Annotated in this window: 12 protein-coding genes; 7 read left to right on the top strand and 5 right to left on the bottom strand. The window is 63.7% G+C overall.

The window, feature by feature from the left end; genetic code table 11:
* The first annotated feature begins 83 nt into the window (after positions 1-83).
* From CN311_RS08635 to CN311_RS08615, 5 genes are read left to right on the top strand one after another with little or no spacing between them, the layout of a single operon-like run.
* Complete coding sequence (locus CN311_RS08635) at positions 84-1,625, top strand: sugar ABC transporter ATP-binding protein (RefSeq protein WP_097572894.1); 1,542 nt, start codon at positions 84-86, stop codon at positions 1,623-1,625.
* Positions 1,622-2,599, top strand: coding sequence for an ABC transporter permease (locus CN311_RS08630; protein WP_097572893.1), 978 nt, complete (start codon positions 1,622-1,624; stop codon positions 2,597-2,599). Before CN311_RS08635 ends, CN311_RS08630 begins: the two co-directional genes overlap by 4 nt.
* Positions 2,596-3,591: an ABC transporter permease gene (locus CN311_RS08625; protein WP_097572892.1), complete on the top strand. Its 996-nt coding sequence runs from the start codon at positions 2,596-2,598 to the stop codon at positions 3,589-3,591. The genes CN311_RS08630 and CN311_RS08625 overlap by 4 nt, the downstream gene beginning before the upstream one ends.
* A complete protein-coding gene (rhaM, locus tag CN311_RS08620) occupies positions 3,591-3,908 on the top strand; it encodes an L-rhamnose mutarotase (RefSeq protein WP_097572891.1) in 318 nt (105 codons plus the stop codon). Before CN311_RS08625 ends, rhaM begins: the two co-directional genes overlap by 1 nt.
* Complete coding sequence (locus CN311_RS08615) at positions 3,905-5,275, top strand: FGGY-family carbohydrate kinase (RefSeq protein WP_097572890.1); 1,371 nt, start codon at positions 3,905-3,907, stop codon at positions 5,273-5,275. The genes rhaM and CN311_RS08615 overlap by 4 nt, the downstream gene beginning before the upstream one ends.
* Here the strand turns inward: CN311_RS08615 and CN311_RS08610 are convergent, their stop codons facing one another.
* From CN311_RS08610 to galE, 3 genes are all read right to left on the bottom strand, one after another.
* Entirely contained in the window at positions 5,276-7,102 is a 1,827-nt protein-coding gene (locus CN311_RS08610; protein WP_097572889.1) for an alanine racemase, read from the bottom strand.
* A gap of 3 nt (positions 7,103-7,105) precedes the next feature.
* Entirely contained in the window at positions 7,106-8,356 is a 1,251-nt protein-coding gene (locus tag CN311_RS08605) for a D-amino acid dehydrogenase (protein WP_097572888.1), read from the bottom strand.
* 109 nt (positions 8,357-8,465) lie between these two features.
* On the bottom strand, positions 8,466-9,461 hold the full coding sequence (gene galE, locus CN311_RS08600; RefSeq protein WP_097572887.1) for a UDP-glucose 4-epimerase GalE: 996 nt from the start codon (positions 9,459-9,461) through the stop codon (positions 8,466-8,468).
* Positions 9,462-9,738: 277 nt separating this feature from the next.
* Between galE and hemA the strand changes: the two genes are divergently transcribed.
* The gene (gene hemA, locus CN311_RS08595; RefSeq protein ID WP_097572932.1) at positions 9,739-11,016 is read left to right on the top strand and encodes a 5-aminolevulinate synthase; all 1,278 of its coding nucleotides are present in this window, start codon (positions 9,739-9,741) and stop codon (positions 11,014-11,016) included.
* A gap of 28 nt (positions 11,017-11,044) precedes the next feature.
* Here hemA and CN311_RS08590 read toward each other — a convergent pair whose 3' ends face one another.
* On the bottom strand, positions 11,045-12,211 hold the full coding sequence (locus CN311_RS08590; protein ID WP_097572886.1) for a pyridoxal phosphate-dependent aminotransferase: 1,167 nt from the start codon (positions 12,209-12,211) through the stop codon (positions 11,045-11,047).
* A 211-nt stretch (positions 12,212-12,422) separates the two neighbouring features.
* On the bottom strand, positions 12,423-12,842 hold the full coding sequence (gene mscL, locus CN311_RS08585) for a large conductance mechanosensitive channel protein MscL (RefSeq protein WP_097572931.1): 420 nt from the start codon (positions 12,840-12,842) through the stop codon (positions 12,423-12,425).
* Between the two features lie 241 nt (positions 12,843-13,083).
* Here mscL and CN311_RS08580 point away from each other — a divergent pair, with 241 nt between their 5' ends.
* The gene (locus CN311_RS08580) at positions 13,084-16,572 is read left to right on the top strand and encodes a PAS domain-containing hybrid sensor histidine kinase/response regulator (RefSeq protein ID WP_097572885.1); all 3,489 of its coding nucleotides are present in this window, start codon (positions 13,084-13,086) and stop codon (positions 16,570-16,572) included.
* The last annotated feature ends 9 nt before the right edge of the window (positions 16,573-16,581 follow it).

Below are 16,581 nucleotides of genomic sequence, written 5' to 3'. Positions count from 1 at the left end.
CCTGGCGCTCTTTGAACTGGCGCGGCGGGACCAAAATCCCGCCGCGACTTTAAACGGACCTTGTTTCAGGGCTTGATACGATTATGGACACGACAGCCCAGCACGGCACGGTGAAGGAAAGGCCTCAGGCCTCCACCCCACGCCTGACGCTGTCCGGCATCTCCAAGAGCTTTCCCGGCGTGCGCGCGCTGCACGATGTCAGCCTGTCGCTCTATCCCGGCCAGGTGACCGCATTGATCGGCGAAAACGGCGCCGGCAAGTCGACGCTGGTCAAGATCATGACTGGCATCTACCAGCCTGACGCCGGCACGATCAGCATCGACGGGCAGGCCGTGACCTTGCCCAGCGCGCATGCCGCGTTCGGACACGGCATCACCGCCATCCACCAGGAAACCGTGCTGTTCGATGACCTTTCGGTCGCCGAAAACATCTTCCTCGGCCATGCGCCGCGCACACGCTTCAAGACCATCGACTGGCGCACCATGCGCAAGAACGCCAAGGAAGTGCTGGAGACAATGGGCGCCGGCCATATCGACGCCGACACGCGCCTGAAGGATCTCGGCATCGCCAACAAGCATCTCGTGGCAGTTGCGCGCGCCATGTCGATCGACGCCCGCATCGTCATCATGGACGAGCCGACGGCAGCGCTGTCGATGAAGGAGATCGAGGAGCTTTTCCTGCTGATCGAATTCCTCAAGAGCGAAGGCAAGGCGATCCTGTTCATCAGCCACAAGTTCGACGAGATCTACCGCATCGCCGACCGCTATACGGTGTTCCGCGATGGCGAGATGATCGGCGAAGGCCTGCTCAAGGATGCCAGCCAGGGCCAGATCGTGCGCATGATGGTCGGTCGCAACGTCGACCACATCTTTCCGCAGCGCAAGGCCACGATCGGCGCGCCTGTGCTCACTGTCTCTGGCCTGTCTCATCCGACCGAGTTCGACAACATCGGCTTCGAACTGCACAAGGGCGAGATCCTCGGCTTCTACGGGCTTGTCGGCGCGGGGCGCAGCGAGGTGATGCAGGCGATATCGGGCATCACCCGTATAGCCAAGGGCACGATCGCGCTGGAGGGCAAACCGATCGCGCCGAAATCGGCGGCGGATTCGATCGAAGCCGGCATCGTCTATGTGCCGGAGGAGCGCGGCAAGCAAGGCGTGGTGATCGGCCTGCCGATCTTCCAGAATGTCTCGCTGCCCTCGCTCACGCGCACATCCAAATCGGGCATATTGCGGCTGGCGGAAGAGTTCGCGCTGGCTCGCGCCTTCACCGAGCGGCTCGACCTGCGCGCGTCCTCGCTCAGCCAGGATGTCGGCACGCTGTCGGGCGGCAATCAGCAGAAGATCGTCATCGCCAAATGGTTGGCGACCGCGCCCAAGGTGATCATCCTCGACGAGCCGACCAAGGGCATCGACATCGGCTCCAAGGCCGCCGTGCACGGCTTCATGGCCGAGCTTGTCGCGCAAGGCTTGTCGGTGATCATGGTGTCGTCGGAGCTGCCCGAGATCCTCGGCATGTCCGACCGCGTCGTTGTCATGCGCGAGGGCCGCATCGCATCGGTCTATGACAACAAGGAACTCGACGCCGAAACGCTGGTCAGGACGGCAGCGGGGATCGCGGCATGAAGAATATCCTTAGATATCGCGAGATCTGGCTGCTGGCGGCAATCGCCGTGCTGATCGGGCTGATCTCGATGCGCTTCCCGGGTTTTGCCGATCCGGCCAATCTGCGCCAGGTATTCAACGATACCTCGATCCTGATGATCCTGGCACTGGGACAGATGGTGGTGATCCTGACCCGCTCCATCGACCTGTCGATGGCGTCGAACCTCTGCTTCACCGGCATGGTGGTGGCAATGCTGAACGCCGCATATCCGGCAATCCCGATCCCGCTGCTGATCGTCGTGGCACTGTTCGTCGGGCTGGTGCTCGGCGCCATCAACGGGCTGCTGGTATGGCGGCTGAACATCCCCTCGATCGTGGTGACGCTGGGCACGCTCACCATCTATCGCGGCGCCACTTTCGTCATCTCCGGCGGCGCCTGGGTCAATGCCGACCAGATGAGCCCTGACTTCATCGGTTTTCAGCGCGCCGCCTTCCTTGGCATTCCGGTCCTGTCATGGATCGCCCTGCTGGTCATCACGCTGTTCTTCCTGTTGATGACGCGCACGGCGCTCGGCCGCTCGATCTACGCCATCGGCGTCAACCCGACGGCGTCGGTCTATGCCGGTATCGATGTCGGCCGCACCAAGTTCGTCGTCTTCTGCATCTCCGGCATGATCGGCGGGCTCGCCGGCTATCTCTGGATCTCGCGCTATGTGATCGCTTCTGTCGAGGTCGCCAACGGCTATGAACTCAACATCATCGCCGCCTGTGTCATCGGCGGCATCTCGATCGCCGGCGGCATCGGCTCCGTCGGCGGCGCGGTGCTCGGCGCGCTGTTCCTCGGCATCATCTCCAATGCGCTGCCGGTCATCAACATCTCGCCCTTCTGGCAGATGGCGATCTCGGGCAGTGCCATCATCCTGGCGGTGGTGCTCAATGCGCGCGGCGAACGCCGGCAGGGCCGCATCATCCTGAAGAAGGCGGAAGCGGCATGACCGACACCCCTGCCCCGCGCCACATACCAGACCGGCTGGACAAGCCGCTTTCATCGGCGATCTTCTCGTGGGAGGCGCTGCTGGTCGTGGTCGCGATCGCGATCTTCGCCATCAACAGCTTCGCCTCGCCCTATTTCCTCGACCCGTGGTCGCTGTCGGACCTGACCTTCAACTTCACGGAAAAAGCGCTGATCGCATTCGCCATGGCGCTGCTGATCATTTCCGGCGAGATAGACCTGTCGGTCGCCGCCATCATTGCGCTCGCCTCGACCATGATGGGCATGGCGGTGCAGGCCGGCGCCGGCACTCCGGCGCTGGTGGCGATCGGCATTCTCGTCGGGCTCGGCTGCGGCGCCTTCAACGGCCTGCTGGTGACACGGCTGGGACTGCCATCGATCGTCGTCACCATCGGCACGATGAGCCTGTTTCGCGGTATCGCTTTCATCATTCTCGGCGACCAGGCCTACAAGGGCTATCCGCCAAGCTTTGCCTTTTTCGGCCAGGGTTATGTCTGGTCGGTGGTGTCGTTCGAACTGGTGCTGTTCCTTGTCGCGGCAATCATCTACTGGTTCGTGCTGCACCGGACGAGCTTCGGCCGTCGCGTCTTTGCTATCGGCAACAACCCTATCGCGGCGCAATTCTCGGGCGTGCGCGTCGACCGCATCAAGTTCATCCTGTTTTGCCTGACCGGGCTGATGTCGGGCATCGCCTCGGTGCTGATCACCTCGCGGCTTGGCTCGACGCGGCCTTCGATCGCGCAAGGCTACGAGCTGGAAGCCATCACCATGGTGGTGCTCGGCGGCGTCAGCATTCTGGGCGGCGCCGGCAGCATACTGGGTGTCGTGCTTGCCGCCTTCATCATGGGGCTGGTCACTTTTGGCCTGGGGCTGCTCAACGTGCCCGGCATCGTCATGTCGATCTTCATCGGCCTGCTGCTGATCATCGTCATCGCGTTGCCGATCCTCTGGCGGCGGCTGCGTGGTAACAGCTGATGCCTGAGAAATACGCTTTCAAGATGAAGCTCAATCCCGGCATGAAGGCCGAATACAAGAAGCGCCACGACGATATCTGGCCGTCGCTGGTCGAACTGCTCAAACAGGCCGGCATTTCCGATTATTCGATCCATCTCGACGAAGAGACCGGCATTCTCTTCGGCGTGCTGTGGCGCAGCGACAGCCATGGCATGGACGATTTGCCGAAACATCCGGTGATGCAGCGCTGGTGGGCGCACATGGCCGATGTCATGAAAACCGGGGCCGACAACGAGCCGGTGGCGGTGCCGCTGGAAACCATGTTCCATATGGGATGACTGCTCTTCGCCACATCGCCGTCATCGATATCGGCAAGACCAACGCCAAGGTGGCGCTGGTCGATCTCGCCACATCAAGCGAGGTGGCGCTGCGCCGTGTGGCCAATGCTGCTTCCGCTGACGGTCCCTACCCGCATCATGATGTCGAGGCCCTGTGGGCTTTCATCCTCGACAGCCTCGCCGCGATCCATCGCGAGCAGCACATCGACGCCATATCGATCACCACCCATGGCGCAACGGCGGTGCTGGTCGACGCCAAAGGGAGCCTGGCGCTGCCGGTGTTCGACTATGAATTCGCCGGGCCGGACACGCTCGCCCAAGATTATGACGCGATCCGTCCGCCCTTTGCCGAGACGGGCACGCCGCGCCTGCCGGCCGGCCTCAACATCGGCGCGCAGCTCTTCTGGCAGCAGAAGTTGTTCCCGGCCGAATTCGCCCGAGCCGCGATCCTGATGTACCCGCAATACTGGGCCTTGCGGCTGACCGGCGTCGCTGCCAACGAGGTGACCTCGCTCGGCTGCCACACCGATCTTTGGAACCCTTGGCAAGCCGATTTTTCGTCACTGGTCGACAAGATGGACTGGCGCCGTCAGATGGCGCCGGTGAGGCCGGCGAGAGACCGCCTCGGCCCGATCCTTCCCGCTCTCGCCAGACAAACCGGTCTCGACCCGCAAACGCCGGTGTTTTGTGGCCTGCACGATTCCAACGCCTCGCTGCTGCCGCATCTCATCGCCGACCTACCGCCCTTCTCGGTCGTCTCGACAGGAACCTGGGTGGTGTCGATGGCGGTCGGCGGTGCCAAGGTCGTGCTCGATGCGGCGCGCGACACATTGGTCAATGTCAATGCGCTCGGCGATCCCGTGCCTTCGGCGCGCTTCATGGGCGGGCGCGAGTTCTCCCTGCTGACCGACGGCAAGCCGCAGGACTGGAGCGACGCCGATGTCGCCGCCGTGCTGGCACGCAAGACGTTGCTGCTGCCGTCTACCCAGCAAGGCTCGGGGCCTTATCCACGCCACGCCGCCCAATGGCTCGGAGCCGAAGACATGACCAGCGGTCAGCGCTTCGTCGCCATCTCGTTCTATCTGGCGCTGACGACGGCGACCTGCCTCGACCTCGTCGGCGCCGCCGGCCCGACAATTGTCGAGGGGCCTTTCGCCCGCAACCGGCTTTTCACCCGAATGCTGGCGGCCGCGACGGCACGCGCCGTCATTGCGTCCGAAGCCGCAACCGGCACCAGCATCGGCGCCGCCTTGCTGGCATCGGATCACGGCGCGGTCGGGAGCAAGGGCGAAAGGACCCAACCGCCTGAAGACGCAGCCTGGGTGGATTATGTTCGCTCCTGGCGGGCGGCGGTCGAGGAGCGTTGATTACAGGATTCGCTTGCCGAATGCCGACATGACGAAGCTGACGGTGTCTTTGGCGATCCGCGGATCAAGATCGGCCGTCAGTCCGGAAACATCCATCGACAGCAGCCTCCCGGACAATGCGATCGCCTCCATCGCCTGATGGGTTTCGCGCACGGTGAGGCCGCCGGACCCTGCCGCCCAGCCGGCGAATTCGGTCACATCAGGCGAATAGCTGACATGAAAGCCTTGCGTGCCAGAGGTGGCGATGCGGATCGCCTCATGCATCAAGTCGCGCATGCCCATGGCGTCGATATCGGTCATGGTGAAGGCCGAGACGCGCGAATCCTTCAGCACCCGCACTTCCGCCGGATCGGCATGGCGCAGGCCGACGATGACGACATTCTCCGGCGAAAGCTGCGGCTGAAAGGCGCCGGGCTTGTGGTCGAGTCCAAGAGCACGCGCCAGCACCGAGCGTTCCGGCAGTTCGATGCTGTCCTCGTCCTCGGGCATCAGGGCCGCGATGGAATCGATCCAGATCAGACCAAACGAGTGGGTTGCCCGCGCGGTCGCCGCCAGCGCCTTGTGGGCAATGCGGCGATCGCCGCCGGTGGTCAGCCGGATCAGCCCGGACGGCGGCCTCTCGACATCGGCCAGTTCGACGACGTCGAAATTCATCGCCTCCAGCCGGGCGCCGGTCGCTTCCCGGGCGAGGATGCCCGCTGCCGCCGGCTCTGCCGATATCGACACCATCTTGCGGCCGGAAAAATCCTCGACATCGTGCATCGGCGCCTTCTCGACATATTCCGAGGTCATCGCCAGCAGCATGGCGCCATAGCTCATGCGAAAAGCCACGCGGTCGCCAACGGCGAGCGGCGGATCGGCGTCATGCACGTCAAGCAGCAGATGGTCGCTGGAGGCGCCAAGCACGCGCACGCCCTTGGCGATCGGCATCAGTCCCTCGACCAGCACATCCTCGCGGCCGATATTGGCGATGGCGCGCAGCCTGTCGCCCTCGTCGGGAAACACCGGCTGGTTGCCGAAGGCGTCGTAGCCGGACTGGCCGATCGGGCGCGACGGCTTCAGCTTGACCTCGATGATGTCGCTGGTCAGCCGGCAGGCGTCGGGCTCGAGTTCGTCCCAAGGTGTGTCGCGAAAGGTTTCGACGCCGCCCTGCAGGATCGCCTCGCCGACACGCAGATTGTTGATGCCGGCGGGCAGCCGCCCTTCGAGCAGCAGCGGCAGCGACGAGGAGGCGCCGCCCGAGATCCAGTCCAGGCTTCTTCCCGAGAGCCGCTCGGTCTTGTAGGCATGGGCGACGAGCTGGCCGAGATTTTCCTCCGTCGGCATGATGGCGCCGAAGCAGCCGAGATTGGTGCCGATGCCGGCGATGCGCACGCCGCTCAGCGCCAGGATCTGCTCGACCGTCGGCACCAGATCGTTCGGCCAGATGCCTTCCCTGAGGTCGCCGAGGTCGATCATCAGCATGATGTCATGGACCCGGCCCATGCGCTCGGCGATGCGCGATATCTCGCGGATGGTGGCGAGCTCGGATTGCAGGCTGATGTCAACGGTGCGCACCACCTCCTCGACACGCGCCATCGGCGGGCTGCGCAGCAGCATGATCGGCGCGTTGATGCCGCTGTCGCGCAGCCTTCGGATGTTTTCGAAGCGCGATTCGGCGATGCCGGCGACGCCGCCGCGCAGCATGGCGCGCGCCACTTGCGGCATGCCGCAGGTGCCCTTGGTGACGCCGAAGACCTTGATGCCCGACAGCGCGCAGCGCCCGACGATCGTGCGCGCGTTGCGCTCGATGCGGCCAAGGTCGATGGCGACTTGCGGTCCCGACATTGCCTAGTTCCTGTACAGCAGCCCTTGCGGATCGATCTCCGGCTTGCGGCCGGCGACCATATCGGCCAGGAACTTTCCCGAACCGCAGGCCATGGTCCAGCCGACATGGCCGTGGCCGGTGTCGAGATAGAGGTTCCTGTAGCGCGCCTGGCCGATGACCGGCACGGAGTTCGGCATCATCGGCCGCAGACCCGCCCAGAGCACGGCCTTCTTCTCGTCGAAGGCGCCGGGGAACAGATCATTGCCGGTCCTGAACATGGCGGCGAAATCGCCCGGTCTGTGCGTGCGGTCGAAGCCGGTGAATTCGGCGGTGGAAGCGAGTCTCAGACGATTGCCGAGCCTGGAATAGGCGATCAACTGGTCCTCGTCGGCGCCGCCCATGGTCGGTCCCTTGCTTTCGTCGTCCAGCGGGACGGTCGCGGTGTAGCCCTTCACGGGATAGATCGGCAGGTCGATGCCGTAGCGGCGGCCGAGCAGGCCACTTTCCGGCCCCATCGAGATCACCACGGCATCGCAGGCGACAGGGCCAGCAGACGTCATCACCGCGCGCACGCGGTCGCCCTCGATGTCGAGACCTTCGACCGTCGTGCCGTAGAGAAACTTCACGCCGAGTTTTTCGGCGGCATGAGCAGCGAGGTTTTGGGTGAACTGGCTGGAATCGCCGGTTTGGTCGATTGGCGAATAGACCCCGCCGGCAATCTTCTCCCTGACCCCGGCAAGGCCTGGTTCGAGCTCGACCAGCCGGTCGCGGCCGACGATCTCGATCGGCAGGCCGTGCTCGGCGAGATAGCGATAATTGTCGGTGCCGGTATCGAGACTCCGCTGCGAGCGGAAGAAATAGAGAATGCCCTTCTTGCGCTCGTCGTAGTGGATACCGGTATCCGCGGAGATGGCGTTGATGCAATCGCGGGAATACAGCGCCAGGCGCAGCTTGACCTGGCTGTTTGCGCGCAGCCGCGCCTGCGTGCACTGCCTGAGGAAGCGCAGGCTCCAGGCGAGAAAATAAGGATCGAAGCGCAGCCGCACCTTAATGCCGAGATCGTGGTTGTAGAGCGCGCGCAGGAACGTCTTTAGCGCGGCGGGCGAAGCCCAGGCGGTGGCATCGCCCGGCGATACCAGCCCGGCATTCGACTGGCTGGTGCCGCGCGCCGCAGCCGGATGGCGCTCGATGACGGTGACGTCGTGGCCGTCGCTGGCCAGATAATAGGCGGCCGCCGTGCCGACCACGCCGGCCCCCAGCACCAGGATCTTCATGCCATCCCCCAAGGCTCGACGCGGTGCAGCGCCTTCACGCACCGCCGCGAAGTTCATTGATAGCGCGTCCGCGGCAAGCTTTCGAGCCCACCGCCGAAGAACTGGCGGATCAGACCCGCGCCGAATTCTTGCCGGTCAGGATGCGTTCCCAGGCGAGCGCATCGGCGACGATCAGGTCGAGATCGTCGCGCTGCGGAGTCCAGCCGAGTTCATGGCGCGCCAACTCCGAATTGGCGACCACCGCCGCCGCGTCGCCCGGGCGGCGCTCGCCCATCCGCACATCGAAATCACGGCCAAAGACGCGGCGCACGCTGTCGATGACTTCAAGCACCGAATAGCCGTGGCTGTAGCCGCAATTGGCGACAAGGCTGGTGCCGCCGGCACGCAGCCGCTCGAGCGCCAGCCGATGCGCCGCCGCCAGGTCGCTGACATGGATATAGTCGCGCATACAGGTGCCGTCCGGCGTCGGATAGTCGGTGCCGAACACTTGCATGAAAGGGCGCTTGCCGAGTGCCGTCTCACAGGCGACCTTGATCAGGTGCGTGGCGCCCGGCGTCGACTGGCCGGTGCGGCCCTTGGGATCGGCGCCTGCGACATTGAAGTAGCGCAACGCTGTATAGCGCAACCCATAGGCGATCGCCGCGTCGCGCAGCATCCATTCGCTCATCAGCTTGGACAAGCCGTAAGGTGATTCCGGCGCCAGGCGACCATCCTCGCGCACGGGCTCCAGTCCGGCGCCGCCATAGACGGCGGCGGTCGAGGAAAAGATGAAATTGGGCACGCCTTCGCGCACCGCGGTCTCGATCAGCGTGCGCGTCTTGCAGGTGTTGTTCTCGTAATAGCCAAGCGGGTCGGCGACCGATTCGGGAACCACGATCGAACCGGCAAAATGGATGATCGCGTCGACGTGGTTGTCGCGGATGATGGAGCCGACCAATTCCTTGTCGGCGACATCGCCGACGACCAGCTTCGCCTCGGGCGCCACCGCCCATTCGAAACCGGTCGAAAGCCGGTCGAGAACGACGACGCTTTCGCCCGCATCCAGCAATTCCCAGACCATGTGGCTGCCGATATAGCCGGCACCGCCTGTCACCAAAACCGTCATCCGTATCCTCACACCATCTGATTTATCGGAAACTGTCTCAACAAGCGCCTTACTGGAAAGCCTGCGGCATGGCCATTAAAACCCTGCATGTTAAGTCGGTAACAGTTGCTCCGGCCCGCGGCATGATACCGAAACAAAATTGATCCACATCAAGGGAATAGGCCACGATCCATGGTCGTTAGGAACAGGCTTGGGGCGTGGCATTTTGACCAAAAAGGTCCGGTGGACGCCGAATGAGGCAGTGACTATGATCCCGCGCAAAAATTGGGAAGCCGACATGAACTACCAGCGGTTCTTCGAGGAAGCGATCGACCAGCTCCATGCGGAGCGGCGCTATCGCGTCTTCGCCGACCTCGAGCGCATCGTGGGGAAATTCCCCCGCGCCATCTGGCGCGCCAACGGCCGCGCCCAGGAAATCACGGTCTGGTGCTCCAACGACTATCTCGGCATGGGCCAGCATCCCGATGTCATCGCCGCGTTCCAGAACGCGGCCGGCAAGATGGGTTCGGGCGCCGGCGGCACCCGCAACATTTCCGGAACCAGCAACCCGCTGGTCGCGCTCGAACTGGAACTTGCCGACCTGCACGACAAGGAAGCCGCATTGGTGTTCACCTCCGGCTTCGTCTCCAACGAAGCATCGATCTCGACCATCGCAAAGCTCCTGCCCAATTGCCTGGTGCTTTCGGACGAGCTGAACCACGCCTCGATGATCGAGGGTGTGCGGCGCTCGGGCGCGGAAAAGAAGATTTTCCGCCACAACGATGTCGCGCATCTCGAAAGCCTGCTGCAGGCCGCCGGCCGCGAACGGGCCAAGCTGATCGTCTTCGAAAGCGTCTATTCGATGGACGGCGATATCGCGCCGATCAAGCAGATCGTCGATCTCGCCGAACGCTACAATGCCATGACCTATATCGACGAGGTCCACGCCGTCGGCATGTACGGCCCGCGCGGCGGCGGCATCACCGAGCGCGAAGGCCTGGCCGACCGCATCGACATCATCGAAGGGACACTCGCCAAAGCGTTCGGCACGCTCGGCGGCTATATCACCGGCCCAAGTGCTGTGATCGATGCCGTGCGCTCCTATGCGCCGGGTTTCATCTTTACCACGGCGTTGCCGCCGGCTGTCGCCGCCGCCGCCACCACCTCGATCCGGCACCTGAAGCGCTCGCAGGCCGAGCGTGACGCTCAGCAGCGTCAAGCGTCCCGGACCAAGGAGATTCTTGCCGCCGCAGGCCTGCCTGTGATGGAATCACCCACCCACATCGTGCCTGTGCTGGTCGGCGATCCCGAACTCTGCAAGATGGCCAGCGACCGCCTACTTGGTGTCCACGGCATCTACATCCAGCCGATCAACTACCCGACCGTGCCGCGCGGCACCGAGCGGCTGCGCATCACGCCGACGCCGTTCCATTCCGACGCGCTGATCGCGGAACTGCAGGATGCCTTGGTCGAGACCTGGGACGCGCTCGGCATTCCCTATGCTTCGGCCGGCCGGCCGGCCGTTGCCAAGAGCGATCGGATTATTCCGCTGCTGGTGCCCAAATCAGGCGGATAAAGTCAGGCGGCTGAAGCCGCCGCCTTGCTCAAACAGTCTTCATCCATTTCGCCAGCCGGTGCGCCGCTTCCTCGATCTGATCGAGGCGGCGGTGGAAGCACAGCCTGAGGAAGGCTTCGCCACCGGGGCCGAAGGCGGTGCCGGGCGCCAGGCCGACATTGGCCTTGTCGACAATGTCGAAAGCGGCAGTGCGTGAATCGGTGATGCCGTCGACAGTGAAGAACAGATAGAACGCGCCCTGTGGCACGGTGAACCGGGCTTTGCCGGTTGCACCAAGGATGTCGCACACCAGATCGCGCGCTGCCCGCGCCCGCTCCACCTGTTCGGCAATGAAGGCGTCGCCCTCATCGAGCGCGGCAACCGCGCCGCGCTGCATGAACTGGGCGACGCCCGAGGTCGAATACTGGATCAGGTTCTCGAACACTTGTTGCAACGCGGGATGCGTCTTGATCCAGCCGATGCGCCAGCCAGTCATCGCCCAGTTCTTGGAGAAGCTGTTGACGAACAGGATGCGGTCTTCCCCCGTCGCGATGTCGAGGAAGGACGGGGCACGACCGTGACCATAGTGGAACAGCGAATAGATCTCGTCGGCGATGATCCAAAGGTTCCTGGCGCGGGCGAGATCGAGGATCGCCCGCAAGGTCTCATGATCGGCGGTCCAGCCGGTTGGGTTCGACGGCGTGTTGATGAACAGCGCCTTTGTGCGCGGCGTGATCGCCGCCGCGATTTTCTCGACGTCGCAGAACCAGCCATTGCCGGAATGGTCGAGCGTAGCCGCGACGGGAACGGCGCCCGATATTGCCGCTGCAGCGGCGAAGTTCGGCCAGGCCGGCGACAGATAGACAACCTCATCGCCGGCGCTGGCGAGCGCGTCGAGCGCCAATTGGATGGCATGCATCCCGGACCCGGTGACGATGAATTCCTCTTCCGGGAAAGTCTTGCCGAAATGCCTGGCATAATAGCGGGCAAGCGCCTGCCTGAGATCCGGGATGCCCTTTTGCCAGGTGTAGAATGTCTCGCCTCCGGCCAGCGCCTTCGAGGCGGCGTCGGTAATGAATGCGGGCGTCGGCAGGTCACCCTCGCCGGCCCAGAGCGGGATCATCCCCTCGCGCAGACGGCCGTAGTTGATGACGGCGACAATGCCGCTTTCGGGCGCGGCGCGGGCTTCGGCGCGCAGGGTCTCGATCAAGGTCATGGGTGGATCCGGTTTCGTCTTCTGGACTGCTAGCGCATCGGCCCGAAAATCGGAACCGATTTTCGGAAAGCACGATGCGTAGATTCGAGTGTCAGAGCGTACTTTGTGCGTCCAAATGGACGCACGTCGCTCTAATGCGTTTTGCGGCAGCCGAAAACAGAAAACCCCGGCCGCAGGCGGCCAGGTTTTTGGTCCAGAAATCCGCCCGGCGCTATTTCCTGGCGAGCAGATCGCGAATTTCGGTGAGCAGGGCGACATCGGCCGGCGGTGCGGCCGGGGTAGCTGGCTTCTCCTTCTCCAGCCGCCTGCGCAGATTGTTCACCGCCTTGACCATCAGGAAGATGATGAAGGCGAGGATGATAAAGTTCAGCACCACGGTGATGAAGCTTCCATAAGCGAAGACGGCGCCCTGCTTCTTGGCATCAGCCAGCGACGTCGCGTTGACAGCAGAGGAGAGGCCGAAGAAATAGTTGTTGAAGTCCAGACCGCCCAAAATGGCGCCGAGGATCGGCATGATGATGTCGTTGACCAGCGAATCGACGATCTTGCCGAAAGCAGCGCCGATGATGACGCCGACGGCCAAGTCCATCACATTGCCCCGGGAAATGAACTCCTGGAATTCCTTCAGCATTCGACCCTCCTTGCCATGATCGGCCGAACTGCCACCTTCACCCGATCCGACCGGCGCCGACCTGCGGGCACCATAACAAAAACCTGCGGTTGCAACATAGGCAAAAGACCGGTTTCCACCGGCCAGGTTTCGCTCGAAGCCGCAGATATCATGCACCGAAAGCGGTGATGGACTTGCCCCTCAAGCTGTGATTGCCTCTCGATAGGCCGGAGGAGAACCGGCAAGGGAGGATTCTCAAGCCGTGCAGGGCTGGTTCATCGTCATCATCGCGATCGCCTATGTGACGTTGCTCTTCGCCATCGCCAGCCTTGGCGACCGGCGCTCGACGATGTCCAGGCCCGACCGGGCCCGGCCCTTCATCTATGCGCTCAGCCTAGCGATCTACTGCACATCCTGGACGTTTTTCGGCTCGGTCGGCCTTTCCTCCGAACGCGGCCTCGAATTCCTCGGCATCTATACCGGTCCGGTGCTGGTCTTCGTGTTCGGCTTTCCGCTGCTGCAACGCATCGTCAGGCTGGCCAAGACCGAGAAGATCACCTCGATCGCCGATTTCCTCGGCGCCCGCTACGGCAAGAGCTTTGCGGTCGCCGCGATCGCCACGCTGATCGCGACGATCGGCGCGGTGCCTTATATCGCGCTGCAACTGAAGGCGATTTCCGGCTCGGTCAGCCTGATGGTCGAGCACTATACCGGCTCGCCGCCGTCCTTCGATCCTTTCGTCAGCGACATCTCGCTGGTCGTCGCCATGCTCCTGGCGCTGTTTGCTGTGCTCTTCGGCACCCGCCACGCCGACGCCACCGAGCATCAGGACGGTCTGGTGCTGGCGGTAGCGGTCGAAACCGTGGTCAAGCTTGCCGCCTTCCTGGCGATCGGCCTGATGGTGACCTTCCTGATCTTTGGCGGCCCCGGCGATATGATCGACAAGCTCGCGCAGAATGAACAGGTGCGTCATGCGATGAGCTACAACACCTCGCTCGCCACCTGGCTGGTGCTGACATGCCTCAGCGGCTTCGCCATCATCATGCTGCCGCGCCAGTTCTATGTCACCATCGTCGAGAACCGCAGCGAGGCCGAGCTGCGCACCGCGACATGGGTGTTTCCGCTTTATCTGGTGGCGATCAACCTGTTCGTGCTGCCGATCGCGCTGGCCGGCCTGTCGCTGGTCGGCAGCCGGACCAGCAGCGATCTCTACGTGTTGTCGCTGCCGCTGCTCAACGGCCACGATGTGCTGGCCATGGCGGCCTTCATCGGCGGCCTGTCGGCGGCGACCGCGATGGTGATCGTCGAAAGCGTGGCGCTGTCGATCATGATCTCCAACGACCTCGTCATCCCGCTGTTCGTGCGCCGCCTGCTCAGGACTACGACTTCCGAGAACGAGGACTGGTCGACGCTCATCCTCAACGTGCGGCGGGCGGCGATCTTCATCATGCTGTTCATCGCCTTTCTCTACTATCGCGAGAGCACCGACAGCGCGCGGCTCTCCTCCATCGGCCTGATGTCGTTTGCGGCGATCGCGCAGTTTGCGCCTGCCTTTATTGGCGGACTGATCTGGCGCCGCGCCAACGGCAGGGGCGCCGCACTCGGCATGGTCGCCGGCATCGTCGTCTGGAGCTACACGCTGCTGCTCCCCTCGCTTGCCGAGCCCGATACCGGCATCGTCGTCCATGGCCTGCTCGGTTTCGAAGCGTTGCGGCCGCAGGCGCTGTTCGGCACCGTCGCCGAGCCGCTGAACCACGGCGTCTTGTGGAGCCTGTCGATCAATACGCTGTTTTTCGTGCTCGGCTCGCTGTCGCGCGCGTCGGTGCCACTGGAACGCATCCAGGCGGCGATCTTCGTGCCGCGCGATGCCGGTCCGATGCCCAGCCTGCGCCGCTTCCGCACCACCGTCACCGTCAACGACCTCAAGGACACGATTGCACGCTATCTCGGCGTCGAACGCACCGAACGCTCCTTCCAGTCGTTCGAAACGAGCAGCGGCACCTCCCTGCACGGCAACGAGCAGGCGAGCATGGATGTCATCCGCTTCTCGGAGCAATTGTTGGCGAGCGCCGTCGGCTCGTCTTCGGCGCGGTTGATCCTGTCGCTGCTTTTGCGCCGCAACGACCGCGAATCCAAGGATGCCTTCCGCCTGCTCGACGACGCCACCGAAGCGCTGCAGCACAATCGCGACCTGTTGCAGATCGCGCTCGACCAGATGGAACAGGGCATCACCGTCTTCGACCGGGATTTCCGGCTGATCTGCTGGAACCGCCAGTACCGGGCGCTGTTCGACCTGCCCGACGAGATGGGCCAGGTCGGTGTCTCGCTCGACCGCATATTGCACCACCTCGCCCAACGGGGCGACATTCCGGCGGACCAGCGGGTGGCGATGCTCAACCGCCTGACCAGTTTCGTCAGTCCGTGGCAGATGGAGCTGAAGACCAGCGGCCGCATCCTCGAATTGCGTTCCAATCCGATGCCCGACGGCGGCATCGTCGCCACCTATGCCGACATTTCCGGACGCGTCGAGCAGGATCTGGCGCTCAAACGCGCCAATGAATCGCTCGAACAGCGTGTCAAGGACCGCACCGTCGAACTGACCCGCGTCAACGAGGAACTGGCACAGGCGCAGATGCTGGCCGAGGAGGCCAATCTCGGCAAGACGCGCTTTCTTGCAGCCGCCGGCCACGATATCCTGCAGCCGCTCAACGCCGCCAGACTCTATTGCTCTTCGCTGATCGAAAAGGCAGGGAAGGGCCGCGCCGGCAAGGCCGCGATCAACATCGAATCCTCGCTGGAGTCGGTCGAGACCATCCTCGGTGCGGTTCTCGACATTTCCCGCCTCGACGCCGGCGCGATGAAACCAGAGGATACCGCCTTCAGCCTGGATGGCTTGCTCAGACAGATCGGCAACGACTTCCGGCCGCTGGCGGCGGAGAAAAAGCTCGACCTGACGATCATGCCGTCGTCGCTCGGCGTGGTGACGGACCGCAATCTGTTGCGCCGCCTGATCCAGAACCTGGTGTCCAACGCCATCAAATATACGCGCCATGGCCGCATACTGGTCGGTGTCAGGCGGCGCGGCGAATTGGCCGAGATCCAGGTGATCGATACCGGCATCGGCATCGCAGGCGACAAATTGAACACGGTCTTCCATGAATTCACCCGGCTCGACGAAGGCATGCGCGAGGCCGAAGGCCTGGGTCTCGGCCTCTCGATCGTCGACCGCATCGCCCGCGTTCTGCGCCTCGAAATCCGGATCTACTCCAATCCGGGCAAGGGCACGCGCTTTTCCGTCATCCTGCCGGTCGCGGAGGTCGAGGCGCCGCGCCCCGCCGTCGAGGCCAAGGCGCCAATCCGGGGCGCGGCTTCCCTTGCCGGGCTCCATGTGTTCTGCATCGACAATGACGCCCGCATCCTCGATGGTATGCGGCTGCTGCTCGAAGGCTGGGGCTGCGACGTCGACCTTTTTTCCGGCTCGGAGGATTTCGAGGGATCGGGGCTGCGACGGCCCGACATCGTGCTTGCCGACTACCATCTCGACGGCAGGACCGGCCTCGATGTGGTCGCGAGACTGCGCGCGATCCATGGCGGGGACATGCCCGCTGTGCTGGTCACCGCCGACCGCTCCAGCGAGGTTCGCACCGCCGCCGCCAGGCTGGACGTGCCGGTGGTCAACAAGCCGCTGAAACCGGCGGTGCTGCGTTCGATGATGGCCAGGGTCAGGCCGCTGGCGCCAGCGGCAGAGTAAGAGTTAGCC

Origin of the sequence: Mesorhizobium sanjuanii, from assembly GCF_002529485.1 — a bacterium.
GTDB classification, from domain to species: Bacteria; Pseudomonadota; Alphaproteobacteria; order Rhizobiales; family Rhizobiaceae; genus Mesorhizobium; species Mesorhizobium sanjuanii.
The sequence above is the reverse complement of the archived record's forward strand: the minus strand, read 5'-3'. Positions and strand labels throughout refer to the sequence as shown.